Here is a 15798-nt window from a genome sequence, read left to right on the forward strand (position 1 = left end):
GGCAATCTCTGGAGGCCTTTTCCTACTATATATAGTGGTTTGTCGCCGCCTGCCTACTAGAACCAACCGTTTGCCGAACGTGACCTGTCCGAAAAATTAAAAACCGCTAATGCCGGCCTCCCCACGCGCGATATCGCATGCCGCCTCTAGCAGCTCATCGCGCTCTTGGATGCTCGGCGCTTCCGCATAGACGCGAACCACGGGCTTTGTGCGACTCGGCCTGAGCAACACCCACGATTCATCCGAGAACTCCAGCTTCAGGCCATCCATATGGCTTACCTGCACTGGCTCCCGTCCGGCCACCGTCTTTGGATTGAGCCCCGGGAGCATCGTGCGGAACACATCGATAACTTCCGCTTCTACGCGAAGGTCTCGCCGCGCATAGCAGGTCTTCCCGTATGTCTTGCTAAGATCGTCCGCCAACTGCTCGAGCGTCTTGCCCGATTTCGCCATGAGCTCGCATATCAGGAGCGCGGCCAGAAGCCCGTCGCGCTCGAGCATGTGCGAACCGAGCGCGATGCCACCCGCCTCTTCTGCGCCCAGAAGAATGTCGCCCTTGCACATCTCCTTATATATATGTCGGAAGCCAACCGGCTTGACCACAACGCGGCAGTCGTAGTTCTTAGCAACACGCCGCGCCAGCACCGACGAGGAGATGCCAAGCACCACGCGACCGCGCTCGTTACGATTAACGAGCAAGTGCTCGAGAAGCAGCGCGATGATCTGGTGCGGCGTAATGAACCGCCCTGCACCATCGACTGCCGCCATACGGATGCCGTCTCCATCGTTCACCAGCCCAGCATCGGCCCCCACCTCGACCACGGCCTGTTCGCAGTCGTCAACCCAGGGCTCGACGGGCTCCGGATGCATGTCCTCTGCGCCCTCGTCGATCTCGGCGTGGATCTCAACCACATTGATGCCCAAAGCTCCCATGACGGCCGGAAGATAGGTTCGAGTTGAACCGTAGAGCGGATCGACCACCACGGTGAGGTGTGCACGGGAGATGGCGTCACCATCCACAAGCGTGCAGAGGTCGTCGAGATACGGCAGCACGATGTCGCGGCGCTCGATGGGACCGCGCACATCGCTGGGCTCGCCCTCGATGCTCGCCTCGATTTCCTCGGCGAACTCTGCGGATGCGATGCCTCCGTCGTCCATATAGAGCTTGATGCCGAGGTAGTCGTAAGGATTATGCGAGCCCGTAACCATGATGCCGCCGCACGCACGGTTATCGTGGGCGACCGTCCACGCGAGCGCCGGAGTTGGAGCAAACCGATCGGAAACCATCGCGGCAAGACCGTACCCCGCGAGCACGCGGCCGACAAGGCAGGCGAAGCGCTCCGCTTCCGAGCGGGCATCGTACGCAACATACACAATAGCCCCCGGAGCGGTGCGCGACCAGACGCGCGCGGCCGCATCGGCTATACGTACGACATTCTCCTCGGTGAAATCCTCGTCGAGACGCGATTTCCATCCGTCGCTCTCTATATGTATGATCGCGCTCATGGCGCACGCACTCCCTACGGCTGTGGGTCGAGTCGTTCCGGCAATGCAGGCGGGTAACGTTCCCGCGCACGCACGAACTCATGTATACCCAGCAAACGGCTCTCGGCAATGCGCTATTTCTGCAAGCTCATGGGTTTCATAGAAGCGCGTCGGACATGGCCGCCGTCGTGCGCGGCGTGGCCCCGCAGCAGGCGCCAACTAGATGCGCGCCCGCCTCGCGCCAACGTATGCAGGCGTTCGCAAAGCTCAGAGGCTCTTCATGCCATGCAAGCGAGCCGTCCTCAGCCCGCAGCGGGAGGCCCGCATTCGGCCGCACCATGACTGGCGTGCACGCCGCCCGAACCAGACGGGGCACCGCCGCGTCGGCGGCGGCAATGGAGCAACAGTTGACGCCTACCGCATGGGCCCCGTGCTTTTCGGCGAACACAACCGCCCCTTCTATGGTGAGGCCATCCCCCAAGAGCTCCCCATCCTCGTTGATGGCAAAGCTCACCATGATGGGCATGCCCCAAGCAGCGTCCGCGGCACCGGCGAGCGCTGGCTGAAGGTCGCGAATGGAACAAAACGTCTCGAGCATCACCGCGTCCACGCCGGCGGTCAACAGAGCGGTGGCCTGCTCTCGATAGGCCGCGCGCGCCGCCCGGAACTCCGGGGAATCCTCGCGCATCCATTCGATGCCGCAGGGACCGATCGACCCAACGACCACCTCTCCATGCGCGGCGCGCGCATTATCCACGGCAGCACGATTGACCTCCGCCGCAGACGGCGCGATACCGTCTCTTTCGAGCGCAGGCGCGCTCGCTTGAAAGGTGTTGGTAAGCAGCACCTGGGCACCCGCCGCCTCATAGAGTTGATGGATGCGCCGAACCGTCTGCGGTTCTGCAAGGTTCCAGAACGCCGGTGGGATATCTTCGGCGCCGGGCTCGCTCATGAGCATGCTGCCCATCGGACCCTGCATGAGAAGGGTCTCGTCCGACAGACGCCGCATGAACTCGGCAGCGCCTGCGCGATTGTAGTACTCAGCAGAATCGTTGGCGGCGTCCCGGCTCTGCATGGCCTAGCTCTCCACCGTAACGCCCTGCTGCTCGAGATATGCGAGCCAACGAGACATGGTGTCCTCGGAAAGCGCATGCTCCATCATGCAGGCCTCGGAATCAGCGCGCTCGAAATCAACACCCAGCTCCCTCACGAGGAACGTGCGGATAAGCCGATGACGGTACCATACAGCCGTGCCGACCTCACGGCCCTGATCGGTAAGGATAACTTTGCCGTAGTGAGACTGGTCGACAAGCCCCTGCGCCTTGAGGGCAGCAACCGCCTTGTTCACCGATGCTTTGGAAACGTTGAGGCGCTTGGCAACGTCAACGGACCGCACGCCGTCTTCGGCTCCCTCTTCCTGCTCGATGCGAACCAGGCATTCCAGATAATCCTCGTTCGCCATCGTCAGGTGCAGCTCGCGCGAGCGCTCGGTGGTATCCATATCTTGCTCCCATCTTGTTGTGTTACTGGCGATTCTACCCCAACCCGTAGCGTACGGGCACCCGCCGTTGCCGCCTAAGCTGCTAGAGTAGAAGAGCGAAGATTACCCTTATAACAAGGAGGCATCATGGAAGAAACCGAGCGCGCATCGTCAGACGTTCTAGAGCGCTTCTTGCGCTATGTGCAGGTTGACACGCAGTCGAGCGACGAACATGCCGACCAGGTGCCCTCGAGCGCCATCCAGTTCGATCTTGCCCGCTTGCTCGCCGAGGAGCTCCGCGGGCTAGGGGCCGAGCAGGTTGCCGTGAGCGAGAACGCCTATGTGACCGCACGGATCCCCGCCAGCGCTGGAGCGGAAGGACGGCCGGCTCTCGGCCTTATCGCCCATCTCGACACGACGGAGGTCGTCTCGGGCTTTGGCGTAAAGCCGCACATCGTGCACTATGAAGGCGGCGACCTTGTGAGCGGAGTCGTTGACGGCGCCCCCGTGGCGATCGGCCCCGATAAGCTCCCGGCGCTCAACAGCCTGGTTGGCCAGGACCTCGTCTGCTCGGACGGTTCGACGTTGCTCGGAGCCGACGACAAGGCGGGCGTTGCCGAAATCATGGCGCTCGTCGCACGCCTGAGCGCCCACCCCGAGCTGCCGCACCCGGCACTTGGCATCTGCTTCTGCCCCGACGAAGAGATTGGCCATGGCGCCGCGCTCCTCGACATCGAGGGCTTCGGTTGCACCTATGCCTATACCGTCGATGGCGGCCCGATTGGCGAGCTCGAATGGGAGTGCTTCAATGCTGCTGAGGCGACCGTCACGTTCAACGGATATTCAATCCACCCTGGCGACGCCAAGGACCGCATGATCAACGCCTCGAACCTATTCGTCATGTTCCACGACATGCTGCCCGCGCACATGCGTCCCGAGCACACCGAGGGCTACGAGGGCTTCATCCACTTGCTGGGCGTCTCTTCCACGTGCGAGCATGCAATCGCCCGATACATCGTGCGCGACCACGACCGGAACCTGTTCGAGCAAAAACTCGCGCTGATGCAGCGCGCAGTCGATTTCATCAATGCCGAGCTCGGCGAAGAGCGCGTGTCCATCGACATCAAGCAGGAATACCGCAACATGGCAGAAATCGTCTCCGCGTACCCCGAGCTTATCGAGACCGCCCAGTTAGCCTTTGCCGCAGCGGGCGTTGAGCCGCGGGTGCTTCCCATTCGAGGCGGCACCGACGGCGCGCAGCTCTCGTTCCGCGGACTCCCCTGCCCCAATCTTTCTACCGGCGGCTACGCCTTCCACGGAGTCAACGAGTTCATCCCCGTCTCGTCGCTCGAGAAGATGGTCGATGTTCTCGAGGCGCTGGTGAAACGCTTTGCCTAGGAGAAACGCCGGCGATCCGCCCTTGACGGACCCGCGGCATGAGCGGCGGCGTGTGACCGCAACAACATAAACGCCTCAAACGATTGCGGGCGGGTGGAACGATCTCCACCCGCCCGCTTGCATGAGGCGTTATTCAGAACTCGAAGAACTCGAGCCCGACGACTCGCCCGAACTCTCATCATCGCTCGATCCGCCACTTGTCGTCGCGGTACCTCGCGCCCAGTCGGTGTTGCTGTTGTTATACAGGTCGCCGATGGTCGCGGACTCATCGCCGCCCGAGCCCATGGTCTGCGGCCCCTCGGGATCCTTGCCGGCATCCACACGGGCCATCATCTCTTCGAGTGCGTCTTCATATACGAACACGTAGCTCTGGCCGTTGATGTAGGTATCGTCGCCTGCCCAAGACGGGATGTTCGCAGAGTACATATCGTTGACATCCATGCCGCGCATCGCGTTCACGAGCGAGATGATGTCAGAAACCGAAAGCGACGTATGAACCATGTCGGCGAGCGACTCGACGAGCGAGGGGATCGTCGCGATATCGAGGTTGTTCAAGATCTTGTCGGCGAGCGCACCCAAGACCATGCGCTGGTGGCGCATACGGGTGTAGTCGCCATCGGCGAACTGATGGCGCGCGCGGCAGAAGGTGAGCGCGGCCTCGCCGTCCATGTGCTGCTGCCCCGCCTCGATGGTCACAGGTCCGGCCTCGGGGTCGTCGACCTCGTCGCCCTCGGGCACGTAGATATCGATACCGCCCACGGCATCCACGAGCGCCTTCATGCCATCGAAGTTAATCTCGGCATATTGCGAGATCTCGACGCCGCAGAGCTCGTTGACGGCCTGAACCATCTCTTCGGCACCGCTGCCGTCGTCGGCGGCGCCGTAGGTGAAGACCGCGTTGATCTTCATGGTGGAACCCTTGTACTCAACCTTGGTGTCGCGCGGCACCGAGATGAGCGTGACCTGCTTGCCCGTGGGGTCGATGCGCGCCAGGATAATCGAGTCGGTACGGTACGCGGTCTCGCCGGGGCGCCCGTCGGTACCAAGCAAGAGCATGTAGAACGGCTCGCGGGCAACGTCGGAATCCGCCAACACGGCGCGCAGCTCGTCGGTGATGATGCCGGCGTCGTTCAGGCGCGAGACGATGCTGTTGAACCAGATCGCCGTAGCCGTGCCCGCCGTGACCAACATGACGAGCAGGCTGCACACGATGCTGCGGCGGATGATGCGGCCGCGACGGCGCTTGCGAGCGCGCTCGGAATAACGGCCAACGTTCTCGCGGCTATAGATGCGGCTCGCCGTGCTCGACGATGTTCGCCTTGACTGCTGAACGGCTTTCTTTCGACGCAAACCCATGCAACTACCTGCCTAATCCTCGAGCGGGTCGGGTATAGAAGCACGTTCAACCTGCGCCCCCAGTCCCGTCAGTTTATCAACGAACCGCTCATAGCCGCGATTGATGTGGTGGATAGCCGAAACATCGGTCTCGCCCTCCGCCACAAGACCAGCGAGCACAAGCGCCGCGCCGCCGCGAAGGTCGGGCGAGACCACCTGCGCTCCCGAAAGGCGCTCTACGCCATGGATGATGGCGTGATGGCTCTCGATGCGAATATTGGCACCCATGCGCACCAACTCGGATGCGAACATGAAGCGGTTTTCGAAAATGTTCTCCGTGATGATGGAGTTGCCATCGGCAAGCGCAGAAAGCACCATGACCTGGGCCTGCATATCGGTCGGGAATCCCGGGAAGGGCAGCGTCTGGATATCGACGGGGCGCAGATGCTCGGCTCGCCACACCCGAACGCCACCGTTCACGCGCTCGTAGCTCACACCCATGAGCTCGAGTTTTTTAAGTACCATACCGAGGTGCTGCGGGTTGAAGCCGGTAACGGCAACGCCGCGGTCGCCCGCCGCCAGCGCGCCGGCCACGATGAACGTGCCCGCCTCGATGCGGTCGCCGATCACCTGGTGCACGACGGGATGGAGCTCCTCGACGCCCTCGACCGTGACAACCGGCGTGCCGGCACCGCTCACCTTGGCGCCCATCTCGTTGAGCATGTTGGCAAGATCGACGATCTCGGGCTCGCGAGCAGCGTTATCGATCGTCGTGGTACCTTGGGCGCGCACCGCCGCCATGATGAGGTTTTCCGTTGCGCCAACGCTCGCGAACTCGAGCGAGACCATGGTTCCGGTAAGGCCCTCGGGCGCATTGGCATGAATGTAGCCATGATCGGTGTCAAACTGCACACCGAGCGCCTCGAGGCCGAGGATGTGCATGTCGATCTTGCGCGCACCGAGATTGCAGCCGCCGGGCATGGCGATCTTCGCGCGGTTGAAGCGCCCGAGGAGCGGCCCCATGACCGCCGTCGAGGCGCGCATCTTGGCAACGAGCTCGTAGGGAGCTTCCCAGCTATCCACAGCAGAAGTGTCGATGATGAGGGTGTGCTCGTCCGCGACCTCGATGGTGGCGCCCAACCCCTTGAGCACCTTACCCATCACATGAACATCAGAGATGTTGGGCACGTTGGTGAGCGTCGTGGTGCCCGGCGCCAAAAGCGTTGCAGCCATAAGTTTGAGCGCTGAGTTTTTAGCACCCGAGACATGCACGTCACCTTCGATGGCGTGTCCGCCATGAACGCGAATGATATTCACGTGCCACTCCTTCACGACCATGCCCGAAGCGATACGTTCGCCTCGGGCATGATGCAATCGATATCACAAAGCGGTGCGATGTGCTCTATTGTGAAAGCAAGAGCTTGCACCATGCGATTTCATTATAGAGATAGGCACGGCGTGCATCATCTTCTGACAAGATGCTCAATTGTTCTTCAAAACCTTGAAGTTGAGCTTGAACTTCATCCTTGTTGATCGAAGCCAGATCCTCGGCGCGTTCCGCCAGCACGATCACCTCGTCGTCGGCAATCTGCGCATAGCCTCCATCCACCGCGAACGTGCGGCTCACCTCGCCCATCCTCTGGTCGCACACGCGCACGTACCCGGACTTGATCGTGCAGATCTCGCTCGCATGGCGCGGGAGGATGCCCAGCTCACCATCGGTCGAAGGCAGGGCGACAAAGGCCGCCTCGCCTTCGTAGGCGCTATGCTCGGGACACACAATACGGACGTGCATTACGCGCTCGCCTTCATCTTCTCGGCGCGCTCACGCACGTCGTCAATCGTTCCGGCATAGCGGAACGCCTGCTCGGGAAGGTCGTCGCATTCACCGTCGACGATGGCGGCGAAGCTGCGCACGGTGTCCTCGACGCGAATGTACACGCCGGGGTTTCCGGTGAACTTCTCGGCTACGTGGAACGACTGCGAGAGGAACTGCTGCAGCTTGCGGGCGCGGTCCACGGTGAGGCGCTGCTCCTCCGAGAGCTCGTCCATACCCAAGATCGCGATGATGTCCTGGAGGTCGGAGTACTCCTGCAAGATCTCCTGCACCTTGACGGCCACACGGTAGTGCTCCTCGCCCACGATGCTCGGATCGAGCGCGTCGGAAGAGGACGCCAAGGGGTCAATGGCCGGGTAGAGGCCGAGCGAGGCGATGCTACGCGAGAGAACCGTCTGCGCGTCGAGGTGCGTGAAGGTCGTTGCGGGCGCCGGGTCGGTAAGGTCGTCGGCGGGCACGTAGACCGCCTGCACCGAGGTGATGGAGCCGGTCTTGGTCGAGGTGATGCGCTCCTGAAGGTCTCCCATCTCGGTTGCGAGCGTAGGCTGGTAGCCCACGGCAGAGGGCATGCGGCCGAGCAGGGCCGAAACCTCGGAGCCCGCCTGGGAGAAACGGAAGATGTTATCGATGAACAGCAGCACGTCCTGCCCGCGGTCGCGGAAGTACTCGGCTGCGGTAAGGCCAGCGAGGCCCACGCGCAAGCGGGCTCCCGGGGGCTCGTTCATCTGGCCGTACACGAGGCACGTCTTGTCGATAACGCCCGATTCGGTCATCTCGAGGTAGAGGTCCGTACCCTCACGCGTGCGCTCGCCCACGCCCGTAAACACGGACGTACCGTTGTGCTCCTGCGCAAGGTTGTTGATGAGCTCCTGGATGAGAACCGTTTTGCCCACGCCGGCGCCACCGAAGAGGCCCGTTTTGCCGCCTCGGATGTAGGGCTCGAGCAGGTCGACCGCCTTGATGCCGGTCTCGAAGATCTCGGTTTGGGTGGTGAGCTCGTCGAAGTGCGGCGCGGGGTGATGGATGGGATAGTAATCCTCCACCTCGGGCATGGGCTTGCCGTCCACCGGCTGACCCAGCACGTTCCACACGCGGCCGAGCGTCTGCGGACCGACGGGCATCTTCATGGACTCGCCGGTGTCGTGGGCGATAAGGCCGCGCTGCAAACCGTCGGTCGAGGTCATGGCAACGCAGCGGGCAACGCCGCCGGGAAGCTGGCTCTCCACCTCGAGAATCGTGCTCACGTGCCCCATGGGCGTCGTGGCCTCGACGGTAAGTGCGTTGTAGATGCCGGGCACCTGGGCGGGGAACTGAACGTCCACGACAGCGCCGATGATGCGCACGATGCGCCCCTCACCCGCTGAATGAACGCGCCCGGCCTCCTCGATGGCCGACTTCACGCTGGTATCTATCATTGCTCCTCCAATGCTGAGGCACCGCCCACGATCTCGTTGATCTCGGTGGTGATGGATGCCTGGCGCACGCGGTTGTACGTGCGCGTCAACGTCGCCACGATGGCGGTTGCGTTCTCCGTGGCAGAGTGCATGGCCTTGCGGCGCGCACCCTGCTCGGCAGCGGCCGAATCGATGAGCGCCTGGTGGATAACCGTCAAGATGTAGCTCGGAACAAGCTCGCCGAGAACATGCTCGGCCGAAGGCACGAACTTGAACGAAGAGGACACGCGGCTCGGGCCCTCGGTATCGTTCTTGCGCGGACCGTGCGCCATGGCGACGGCCTCGGGGTCGAGCGGCAGCAAGTGCTCCACGCGCAGGTCTTGGTCTACGCGATTGCGCGCATGGTGGTACACGAGCTCCACGCGATCGAGCTCTCCCGCCGCATACGCGCGGCAAACATAGCTCGAGATCATGCGCGCGTCCTCGAGGTTCGGCTCCGCTGAATTGCCCTCGAAGTGCATCACCAAGTTGGTATGGTGGCGGAAGTACTCGGTCGCTTTGCGGCCGCAGGCGATGACCTCCGCCTTGGCGCCCGCGCGCTCCCAGCCCCCCATGATCTTCTCGGCGGCGCGGGCTGCGCCCACGTTGAAGCCGCCGGCCAGACCGCGGTCGGACGAGATCACGATCACCAGGCCCCGCTGCACCTCATCGCGCCGTTTGAGCATGGGGTTGTTACCCGCGACCTCGGCATCTTGCGCAACGGTGAGCATCACGTCGGTAAGCGCGGCCTTATAGGGCTCGGCTTGCATCGCGCGATCGAGCGCGCGACGGATCTTGGCCGTAGAGACCATCTCCATCGTGCGCGTGATCTGTTCGGTGCTCTGCACCGACGAGATGCGCTTCCTGATGTCGCGAAGGTTTGCCATGAGGTTACGACTCCTCTGCCGCGACGTCCGCAGCGGGCGCGTCGGCGGCGTGCTTCGAGGTGTACTGCGCCTTGAAGTCGCGCAGCGTCTGATCGAGCCGGTCCTTGAGGTCTCCCTCGATCTTCTGGGTGCGCAGGCGCGCCATGAGCGGACCGAACGAATTGCGCATCTGCTCGAGGAGCTCGTCGCGGAAGGGAAGCACCTGCGAAAGGGGAAGGTCGTCGAGGTACCCCTCGTTACCGGCGTAGAGCGCCACGATCTGCTCGGCAACGTCGAACGGCTTGAAGCGCGGCTGCTTGAGAAGCTCCGTCATGCGCGAACCGTGCGTGAGCTGCTTCTGGGTCGTCGCATCGAGGTCGCTGCCAAACTGCGCAAACCCCTGGAGCTCCTGGTAGGAGGCCAGGTCCAGGCGCAGGTTGCCCGCAACCTGCTTCATAGCCTTGGTCTGGGCGGCGCCGCCCACGCGGCTCACCGAGATGCCCACGTCCACTGCCGGGCGCTGTCCCTGGAAGAACAGGTCGCTCTGCAGGTAGATCTGGCCATCGGTGATGGAGATCACGTTGGTGGGAATGTAGGCGGAAACGTCGCCGTCCTGCGTCTCGATGATCGGGAGGGCCGTCATGGAGCCAGAGCCGTGCTCGCTCGAAAGCTTGCAGGCACGCTCCAACAGGCGAGAATGCAGGTAGAAGATGTCGCCGGGGTAGGCCTCGCGTCCCGGCGGACGGCGAAGCGTGAGCGACATCTGACGGTAGGCGACGGCCTGCTTGGAAAGGTCGTCGTAGATCACGAGCACGTGGCCGCCGGGGTTCTCGGCAGATGCCGGCTTGCCGTCCTTGCCGTTGTACATAAAGAACTCGCCGATGGCGGCGCCCGCCATGGGCGCGATGTACTGCAACGGCGCGGAATCGGCCGCCGTAGCGGAAACGATCACCGTGTAATCGAGCGCATGACGGCGCGAAAGGGTCTCGCGGATGTTGGCAACCGTGGAAGCCTTCTGGCCGATCGCCACGTAGATGCAGATAACGCCCTTGCCGCGCTGGTTCAGGATGGCATCGATGGCGATGGCGGTCTTGCCCGTCTTGCGGTCGCCGATGATGAGCTCGCGCTGGCCGCGGCCGATCGGAATCATGGAGTCCACGGCAAGGAGGCCCGTTTGCAGCGGCTCGCACACCGGCGTGCGGTCGATAACGCCCGGGGCCTTGAACTCGATGGGGCGCCGATGCGTGGTGCGGATGTCGCCCAAGCCGTCGATGGGCTCGCCGAGCGGATTGACTACGCGCCCCAGCATGCTGCGGCCAACGGGAATGTCCATGACGCGGCCGGTCGTGCGGCATTCGTCGCCCTCGACGATGAGTGCGGTCTCGCCGAAGAGCACGGCGCCGACCTCGTCGCGGTCGAGGTTCTGGGCGAGACCGTAAACCGTCTCCCCCGTATCGGAGCTCTTGAATTCCAGGAGCTCGCCCGCCATGGCGTTTCGCAGGCCCGAGACGCGAGCGATGCCATCGCCCACCTCGTCAACCTGGGAGACCTCCTGGGTATCCACGACGGCGCTCAGGGTGTCGAGCCTTCCCGCCAGGATGCGCGCGATGCTCTGCGCGTCGATGGTCTCAGACATGTGCGGTTTCACCTCCATGCGTTGTGTGTCCGTGTGCGGTGTGAACGGTCGAGAGCGTCTCGTGCGCGGCACGGAGCTGCGTCTTGACCGAGATGTCGCGGCGCTGGCCGCGCGCCTCGAGCACGATACCGCCGATGATCGACGGGTCCACCTGCTCGATGAGGAAGACCTCCTGGCCGAAATCGCGCTGCAGGCGCTCGCGAATCTGGGCGCGCAGGTCGTCGTCGAGCGGCACCGCCGTCGTCACCGTGACGCCCACGATGTCGTCGTCCTCTTCGGTCATGGCGTGATAGGCTTCGGCCACCTGGGGCAGCAGGTCGAGCTGCCCGCGCTCCACGAGCGCGCTCAACACGGCCAGCACCTCAGGGCTCGCCGAGCTAAGCACCTCGAGATCGCGCAGGTTCTCGAAGACGCGCCCCTCGGTCTTGCCCGCTTCGAGCAGAGACCGCGCATACGTCTCGAGGACCTTCATCTCCCTGCGGCTAGTTGGCATTCAGGCTACCCGCTTCCTTGATGTAGCTCTCGATGAGGCGACGCTGCTCGCCATCCTCGTCGAGGGCCTTCTCGACGATCTTGGACGCCACAGAAACCGAGAGGTCCGCGATCGAGGCAGCAGCCTCGGCGTAGAGCGCGTGGCGCTCGTCCTCGGCCGTACGGTGCGCCTTGGCGATGATGCCCTCGGCCTCCTTGTGGGCCGCAGCGATGATGCGCTGGCGCTCGGCCTCGGCATCCTGGCGTGCAGCAAGCACGATATCGGCTGCCTGGCGGCGGGCGTCGGTAAGCAAGTCGTCGGAGGCCTTGCGGTCCTCGAGGGCCTTCTGCTTGGTTTTCTCGGCCTCATCGAGGCTCTCCTCGATACGGCGAGAACGCTCGTCCATCATGCCGAGAACCTTGGGCCACGCCACCTTGGCGAGCGCGATCCAGATGATGATGAAGGCGATGAGCGCCGGCACGAATTCCGCCATCTTGGGGATGAGGATGTCGGCACCGCCCGCCTCTTCAGCAAACGCCGAGGCAGGAGCCACGAGGGCGGCAAGCGTCACTACGGCCGCCGAACCGGCGCATCGGTTGAACAATTTCATAATCGACTCCTTACGGAACACGACGAGGCTCCCCTAGGAGATGAGCGTGACGACGAAGCCGATGAGGCCAAGCGCCTCGGTGAACGCGGATGCCAGGATGAAGACGGTGAACGCGCGACCCTGGACCTCGGGCTGGCGCGCCATGGCGCTCGTCGCACCGAACGCTGCAAGGCCAATGGCCAGGCCAGCACCGATAACACCGAGACCGTAACCGATAACTCCCACGATTCCTCCTTTGACGTGCGCCTTCTCGGCGCAGGATACCCAAACTATCTTGACAGGGCGAAGACCGCCCGAGTCACCTTGATGCGACGCCGCGAGAGCTAGTGCCCCTCGGCCTCGGCGATCTGAATGTACACGGCGGCGAGTACGGTAAAGACATATGCCTGAACGAACGCAACGATGAGCTCGACCGCGTAGATGATGAGCAAGATGGCAACCCAGGCCAGGCTCGGAAGCGCGCCGAGCGCGTTCATGGCGCTCACCTGCTCGAGCAACGGCTGGGCAAAGAGCGACGCCATGATGGCAAAAGATCCCATGACGATGTGCCCGGCGAACATATTGCAGAACAGACGGATGGCGAGCGTGATGGGGCGGAGCAGCAGCGAGAAGACCTCGATGACCCACACGAACACGTTCATGGGGAAGGCCACTCCCGCCGGAGCAAGGCTCTTGAGATACCCGATCACACCATGCTTCTTGCAGCCGAAATACACGAAGTAGATAAAGGTCACGAGGGCGAGGGCCGCCGTGCAGCCGATTGCGCCCGTGCCCGGCTTCATGCCAGGGATGAGGCCGATGAAATTGTTGATGAGGATGAAGAAGAAGATCGTGGCAAGGAACGGGAAGTGCTTGCGCCATTCGGTGCCCACGACGCCCTTGGCGACATCGTTTTCAACATATTCAACTAAATACTCGACGCCGTTGACGAACAGGCCCTTGGGAACAAGCGTCTGCTTCTTCACGAACGTGAAGACCACGACCAGAAGCACGATGGCCGAGACGAGAAGCCAGAACGAATATTGCGTTATGCCCGCACCTAGATCGCCGACGACAGGGGCCGAGGAGAACTCTGAGACGAGTTCGTTGATCGCCTCGGGCAGCTTGGAAAACGCATCCAAGGATGTCACCTTCCCTATCTACCGGCCCCACGGCCGGATTCCGCATCAATCCTTCTTGAGCATCAGCGCGATGGCCACCGCGAGCCAGCACAAAAAGAACCCGATAATCTCGCCGGCTGCGAACCCGACGAGCACCGGACGTGCCAAAAGGTACGTCACGATAACGCCCAGGAACAGCACGAGGAACGACGCGAAGACTCCCATGAACCCCACGGTCATGTTCGCCTCGCGCTGCCTGCGCAGCACCGGGACGAGCGCGACGAGCAAGGGAGCGAACGCCAGAAGGCCCACGATCACTCCCGCCACGATGCTCGGGATATGATGTGCATAATCAAACTCGAGCATCGCGCCCCTCCCTGCAACCAACTGCGCTCTAAGCGCGCGCCGGTTGCACGAGCGTTGAGCGATTATTATAGATACCCGCATCTAGAATTCAAGCGAAGTGTGGCGGTTTGGTGTCCCGGTACATACACCCGGCCGAACTCTTAGAAAAACGGATAACGCACCTGTTCAGAGTACCATTTTACGCACGGTGTTCCTAGCCGTTGCCGGCCGCATGCGCGTCTAGCCGGCAAGAATCTTATCAATTGAAGACAAAGGCGCTGCAGACGACCCATCGCCTGCAGCGCCCTTGCCTAAACACCCCTCAACCACTCGTTGGATTTGAGGAGGCTCGCATGCTACAGCGTGCCGAAGATGCGGTCGCCGGCATCGCCCAAACCGGGCACGATGTAGGCGTTTTCGTTGAGGCCCTCGTCAATGGCGCAAGCGAAGATCTTTACGTTCGGATCGGCATCCTGGACCGCCTTGATGCCCTCGGGCGCAGCGACGATGCAGAGCAGGCGGATGTCACTCACACCCTGTTTGCGCAGGTACTCGAGCGCCGCCGTGGCCGAGCCGCCCGTGGCGAGCATGGGATCGACGAGCAGGCAGATGCGCTCGTCAACATCCTGGGGAAGCTTGCAGTAGTACTCATGCGGTTCGTGCGTGACCTCGTCGCGATACATGCCGATGTGCCCCACGCGCGCGGCGGGAATGAGCTCGAGCAGGCCATCGACCATGCCGAGGCCAGCGCGCAAGATGGGCACGATGGCGAGCTTGCGACCCGCGAGCTGCTTGCAGGTGGCCTCGCGAATGGGAGTTGTTACCTGCACGTCCTCGAGCGGAAGGTCGCGCGTTGCCTCATAGCCTTCGAAGACGGCAAGCTCCGAGACAAGGTCGCGGAACTGCTTGGTGCCGGTCTTCTCGTCGCGGAGAATCGAGAGCTTGTGCTGCACGAGCGGATGATCGACAACGGTGACGCGCGCGGGGTCGTAGGAAACGGACATCGTTACGCCTCCTCGGTGTCGAGCGCCATGATCTTCTCGACGCGGCGCTCATGGCGGCCGCCTTCGAACTCCGTGGTAAGGAAGGTCTTCACGATCTGCTTGTTAACCTCAAGATCGACGAACCGCCCCGAGAGGCACACCACGTTGCCGTTGTTGTGCTGGCGGAAGAGCTCGGCGAACGCCGGGGAGGTGATCGACGACGCGCGCACGCCGGACACCTTATCTGCGGCGACGGCCATGCCGATGCCCGTACCGCAAATGAGCACGCCGTAATCTGCATCGCCCGACGACACCGCCTGGGCAACCTTAACGGCATAGTCCGGGTAATCGACGGAATCGCCCGTTTCGGGGCCGAAATCCGTAACATCACAGGACAGCTCGGTTGCCATGAAGTCCACGAGCGCGCCCTTCTGATCGAAGCCGCCGTGGTCGGATGCAATCGCTACGCGCATTGCTGCTCCTTTCGCAATGGTTACATGCGAGATTTCGCACCAGCAACCACTTTACTACATTCCTACATTCGCTCCGTTGCAACCTGCGCGCGCCCCGCAACAGCTATAACCACCTCACGCAGCCTGCGCGCACCTGCCGCAACGCGCGTCCCGAATCAGCATCTTTTGCTCGGATTGAAAAAGAACCGACGTAACAGGCTTCACGTGACCTGCGGCTTCCTTGCAGCGCAGGCACTCTCAGCCCAGCTCCTCGCGAAAAAGGCGCTGATTCGAAACCTAAAAGTGCTACGTCCATTTCCCTCTATAGGCACTACATATAAATAGGCAATACATATAAGACGAGCT

The 15798-nt window shown here is 62.5% G+C and carries 17 protein-coding genes; 1 reads left to right on the forward strand and 16 read right to left on the reverse strand.

Going from position 1 to position 15798, the window contains the following annotated elements; translation table 11 throughout:
• Positions 1–96: 96 nt before the first annotated feature.
• From HGEM_RS00005 to HGEM_RS00015, 3 genes are all read right to left on the reverse strand, one after another.
• On the reverse strand, positions 97–1506 hold the full coding sequence (locus tag HGEM_RS00005; protein WP_019127340.1) for a phosphohexomutase domain-containing protein: 1410 nt from the start codon (positions 1504–1506) through the stop codon (positions 97–99).
• Positions 1507–1642: 136 nt separating this feature from the next.
• Entirely contained in the window at positions 1643–2560 is a 918-nt protein-coding gene (locus HGEM_RS00010; RefSeq protein ID WP_019127341.1) for a homocysteine S-methyltransferase family protein, read from the reverse strand.
• Positions 2561–2563: 3 nt separating this feature from the next.
• Complete coding sequence (locus tag HGEM_RS00015) at positions 2564–2986, reverse strand: metal-dependent transcriptional regulator (RefSeq protein ID WP_019127342.1); 423 nt, start codon at positions 2984–2986, stop codon at positions 2564–2566.
• Positions 2987–3112: 126 nt separating this feature from the next.
• On the opposite strand from HGEM_RS00015, the gene pepT reads away from it, so the two are divergent.
• Positions 3113–4363 (forward strand): peptidase T, encoded by a 1251-nt coding sequence (gene pepT / locus HGEM_RS00020; protein ID WP_019127343.1) that lies wholly within the window; start codon positions 3113–3115, stop codon positions 4361–4363.
• 129 nt (positions 4364–4492) lie between these two features.
• Here the strand turns inward: pepT and HGEM_RS00025 are convergent, their stop codons facing one another.
• The 13 genes from HGEM_RS00025 to rpiB form a co-directional block, all read right to left on the reverse strand.
• Entirely contained in the window at positions 4493–5719 is a 1227-nt protein-coding gene (locus tag HGEM_RS00025; protein ID WP_019127344.1) for an LCP family protein, read from the reverse strand.
• A 12-nt stretch (positions 5720–5731) separates the two neighbouring features.
• Positions 5732–7015, reverse strand: a complete 1284-nt coding sequence (gene murA, locus HGEM_RS00030) for a UDP-N-acetylglucosamine 1-carboxyvinyltransferase (RefSeq protein WP_022349797.1) — start codon at positions 7013–7015, stop codon at positions 5732–5734.
• Between the two features lie 85 nt (positions 7016–7100).
• The gene (gene atpC, locus HGEM_RS00035; RefSeq protein ID WP_019127346.1) at positions 7101–7493 is read right to left on the reverse strand and encodes an ATP synthase F1 subunit epsilon; all 393 of its coding nucleotides are present in this window, start codon (positions 7491–7493) and stop codon (positions 7101–7103) included.
• A complete protein-coding gene (gene atpD / locus HGEM_RS00040; protein WP_019127347.1) occupies positions 7493–8950 on the reverse strand; it encodes a F0F1 ATP synthase subunit beta in 1458 nt (485 codons plus the stop codon). Before atpD ends, atpC begins: the two co-directional genes overlap by 1 nt.
• A complete protein-coding gene (atpG, locus tag HGEM_RS00045; RefSeq protein WP_019127348.1) occupies positions 8947–9855 on the reverse strand; it encodes an ATP synthase F1 subunit gamma in 909 nt (302 codons plus the stop codon). Before atpG ends, atpD begins: the two co-directional genes overlap by 4 nt.
• Before the next feature lie 4 nt (positions 9856–9859).
• Positions 9860–11470 carry a F0F1 ATP synthase subunit alpha gene (atpA, locus tag HGEM_RS00050; protein WP_019127349.1) on the reverse strand — a complete coding sequence of 537 codons (1611 nt, stop codon included), beginning with the start codon at positions 11468–11470 and terminating at the stop codon, positions 9860–9862.
• A complete protein-coding gene (atpH, locus tag HGEM_RS00055) occupies positions 11463–11963 on the reverse strand; it encodes an ATP synthase F1 subunit delta (protein ID WP_035100468.1) in 501 nt (166 codons plus the stop codon). The genes atpA and atpH overlap by 8 nt, the downstream gene beginning before the upstream one ends.
• Positions 11953–12552 carry a F0F1 ATP synthase subunit B gene (atpF, locus tag HGEM_RS00060; RefSeq protein WP_019127351.1) on the reverse strand — a complete coding sequence of 200 codons (600 nt, stop codon included), beginning with the start codon at positions 12550–12552 and terminating at the stop codon, positions 11953–11955. Before atpF ends, atpH begins: the two co-directional genes overlap by 11 nt.
• 33 nt (positions 12553–12585) lie before the next feature.
• On the reverse strand, positions 12586–12777 hold the full coding sequence (locus HGEM_RS00065; RefSeq protein ID WP_019127352.1) for an ATP synthase F0 subunit C: 192 nt from the start codon (positions 12775–12777) through the stop codon (positions 12586–12588).
• A 98-nt stretch (positions 12778–12875) separates the two neighbouring features.
• Positions 12876–13673: a F0F1 ATP synthase subunit A gene (gene atpB / locus HGEM_RS00070; RefSeq protein WP_019127353.1), complete on the reverse strand. Its 798-nt coding sequence runs from the start codon at positions 13671–13673 to the stop codon at positions 12876–12878.
• Positions 13674–13718: 45 nt separating this feature from the next.
• On the reverse strand, positions 13719–14018 hold the full coding sequence (locus HGEM_RS00075; protein ID WP_019127354.1) for a hypothetical protein: 300 nt from the start codon (positions 14016–14018) through the stop codon (positions 13719–13721).
• Between the two features lie 335 nt (positions 14019–14353).
• Positions 14354–15001 carry a uracil phosphoribosyltransferase gene (gene upp, locus HGEM_RS00080; RefSeq protein ID WP_019127355.1) on the reverse strand — a complete coding sequence of 216 codons (648 nt, stop codon included), beginning with the start codon at positions 14999–15001 and terminating at the stop codon, positions 14354–14356.
• A 2-nt stretch (positions 15002–15003) separates the two neighbouring features.
• Positions 15004–15453 carry a ribose 5-phosphate isomerase B gene (gene rpiB, locus HGEM_RS00085; RefSeq protein WP_019127356.1) on the reverse strand — a complete coding sequence of 150 codons (450 nt, stop codon included), beginning with the start codon at positions 15451–15453 and terminating at the stop codon, positions 15004–15006.
• Positions 15454–15798: the final 345 nt, after the last annotated feature.

Origin of the sequence: Enorma massiliensis phI (assembly GCF_000311845.1) — a bacterium.
In the GTDB taxonomy this organism is placed as follows: Bacteria; Actinomycetota; Coriobacteriia; order Coriobacteriales; family Coriobacteriaceae; genus Enorma; species Enorma massiliensis.

Bases quoted from the DNA above. Each gene is read 5' to 3' on its own strand.
- HGEM_RS00005 (WP_019127340.1), bottom strand. From the start codon at position 1,506: ATGAGCGCGATCATACATATAGAGAGCGACGGATGGAAATCGCGTCTC.
- HGEM_RS00010 (WP_019127341.1), bottom strand. From the start codon at position 2,560: ATGCAGAGCCGGGACGCCGCCAACGATTCTGCTGAGTACTACAATCGC.
- HGEM_RS00015 (WP_019127342.1), bottom strand. From the start codon at position 2,986: ATGGATACCACCGAGCGCTCGCGCGAGCTGCACCTGACGATGGCGAAC.
- pepT (WP_019127343.1), top strand. From the start codon at position 3,113: ATGGAAGAAACCGAGCGCGCATCGTCAGACGTTCTAGAGCGCTTCTTG.
- HGEM_RS00025 (WP_019127344.1), bottom strand. From the start codon at position 5,719: ATGGGTTTGCGTCGAAAGAAAGCCGTTCAGCAGTCAAGGCGAACATCG.
- atpC (WP_019127346.1), bottom strand. From the start codon at position 7,493: ATGCACGTCCGTATTGTGTGTCCCGAGCATAGCGCCTACGAAGGCGAG.
- atpD (WP_019127347.1), bottom strand. From the start codon at position 8,950: ATGATAGATACCAGCGTGAAGTCGGCCATCGAGGAGGCCGGGCGCGTT.
- atpG (WP_019127348.1), bottom strand. From the start codon at position 9,855: ATGGCAAACCTTCGCGACATCAGGAAGCGCATCTCGTCGGTGCAGAGC.
- atpA (WP_019127349.1), bottom strand. From the start codon at position 11,470: ATGTCTGAGACCATCGACGCGCAGAGCATCGCGCGCATCCTGGCGGGA.
- atpH (WP_035100468.1), bottom strand. From the start codon at position 11,963: ATGCCAACTAGCCGCAGGGAGATGAAGGTCCTCGAGACGTATGCGCGG.
- atpF (WP_019127351.1), bottom strand. From the start codon at position 12,552: ATGAAATTGTTCAACCGATGCGCCGGTTCGGCGGCCGTAGTGACGCTT.
- HGEM_RS00075 (WP_019127354.1), bottom strand. From the start codon at position 14,018: ATGCTCGAGTTTGATTATGCACATCATATCCCGAGCATCGTGGCGGGA.
- upp (WP_019127355.1), bottom strand. From the start codon at position 15,001: ATGTCCGTTTCCTACGACCCCGCGCGCGTCACCGTTGTCGATCATCCG.
- rpiB (WP_019127356.1), bottom strand. From the start codon at position 15,453: ATGCGCGTAGCGATTGCATCCGACCACGGCGGCTTCGATCAGAAGGGC.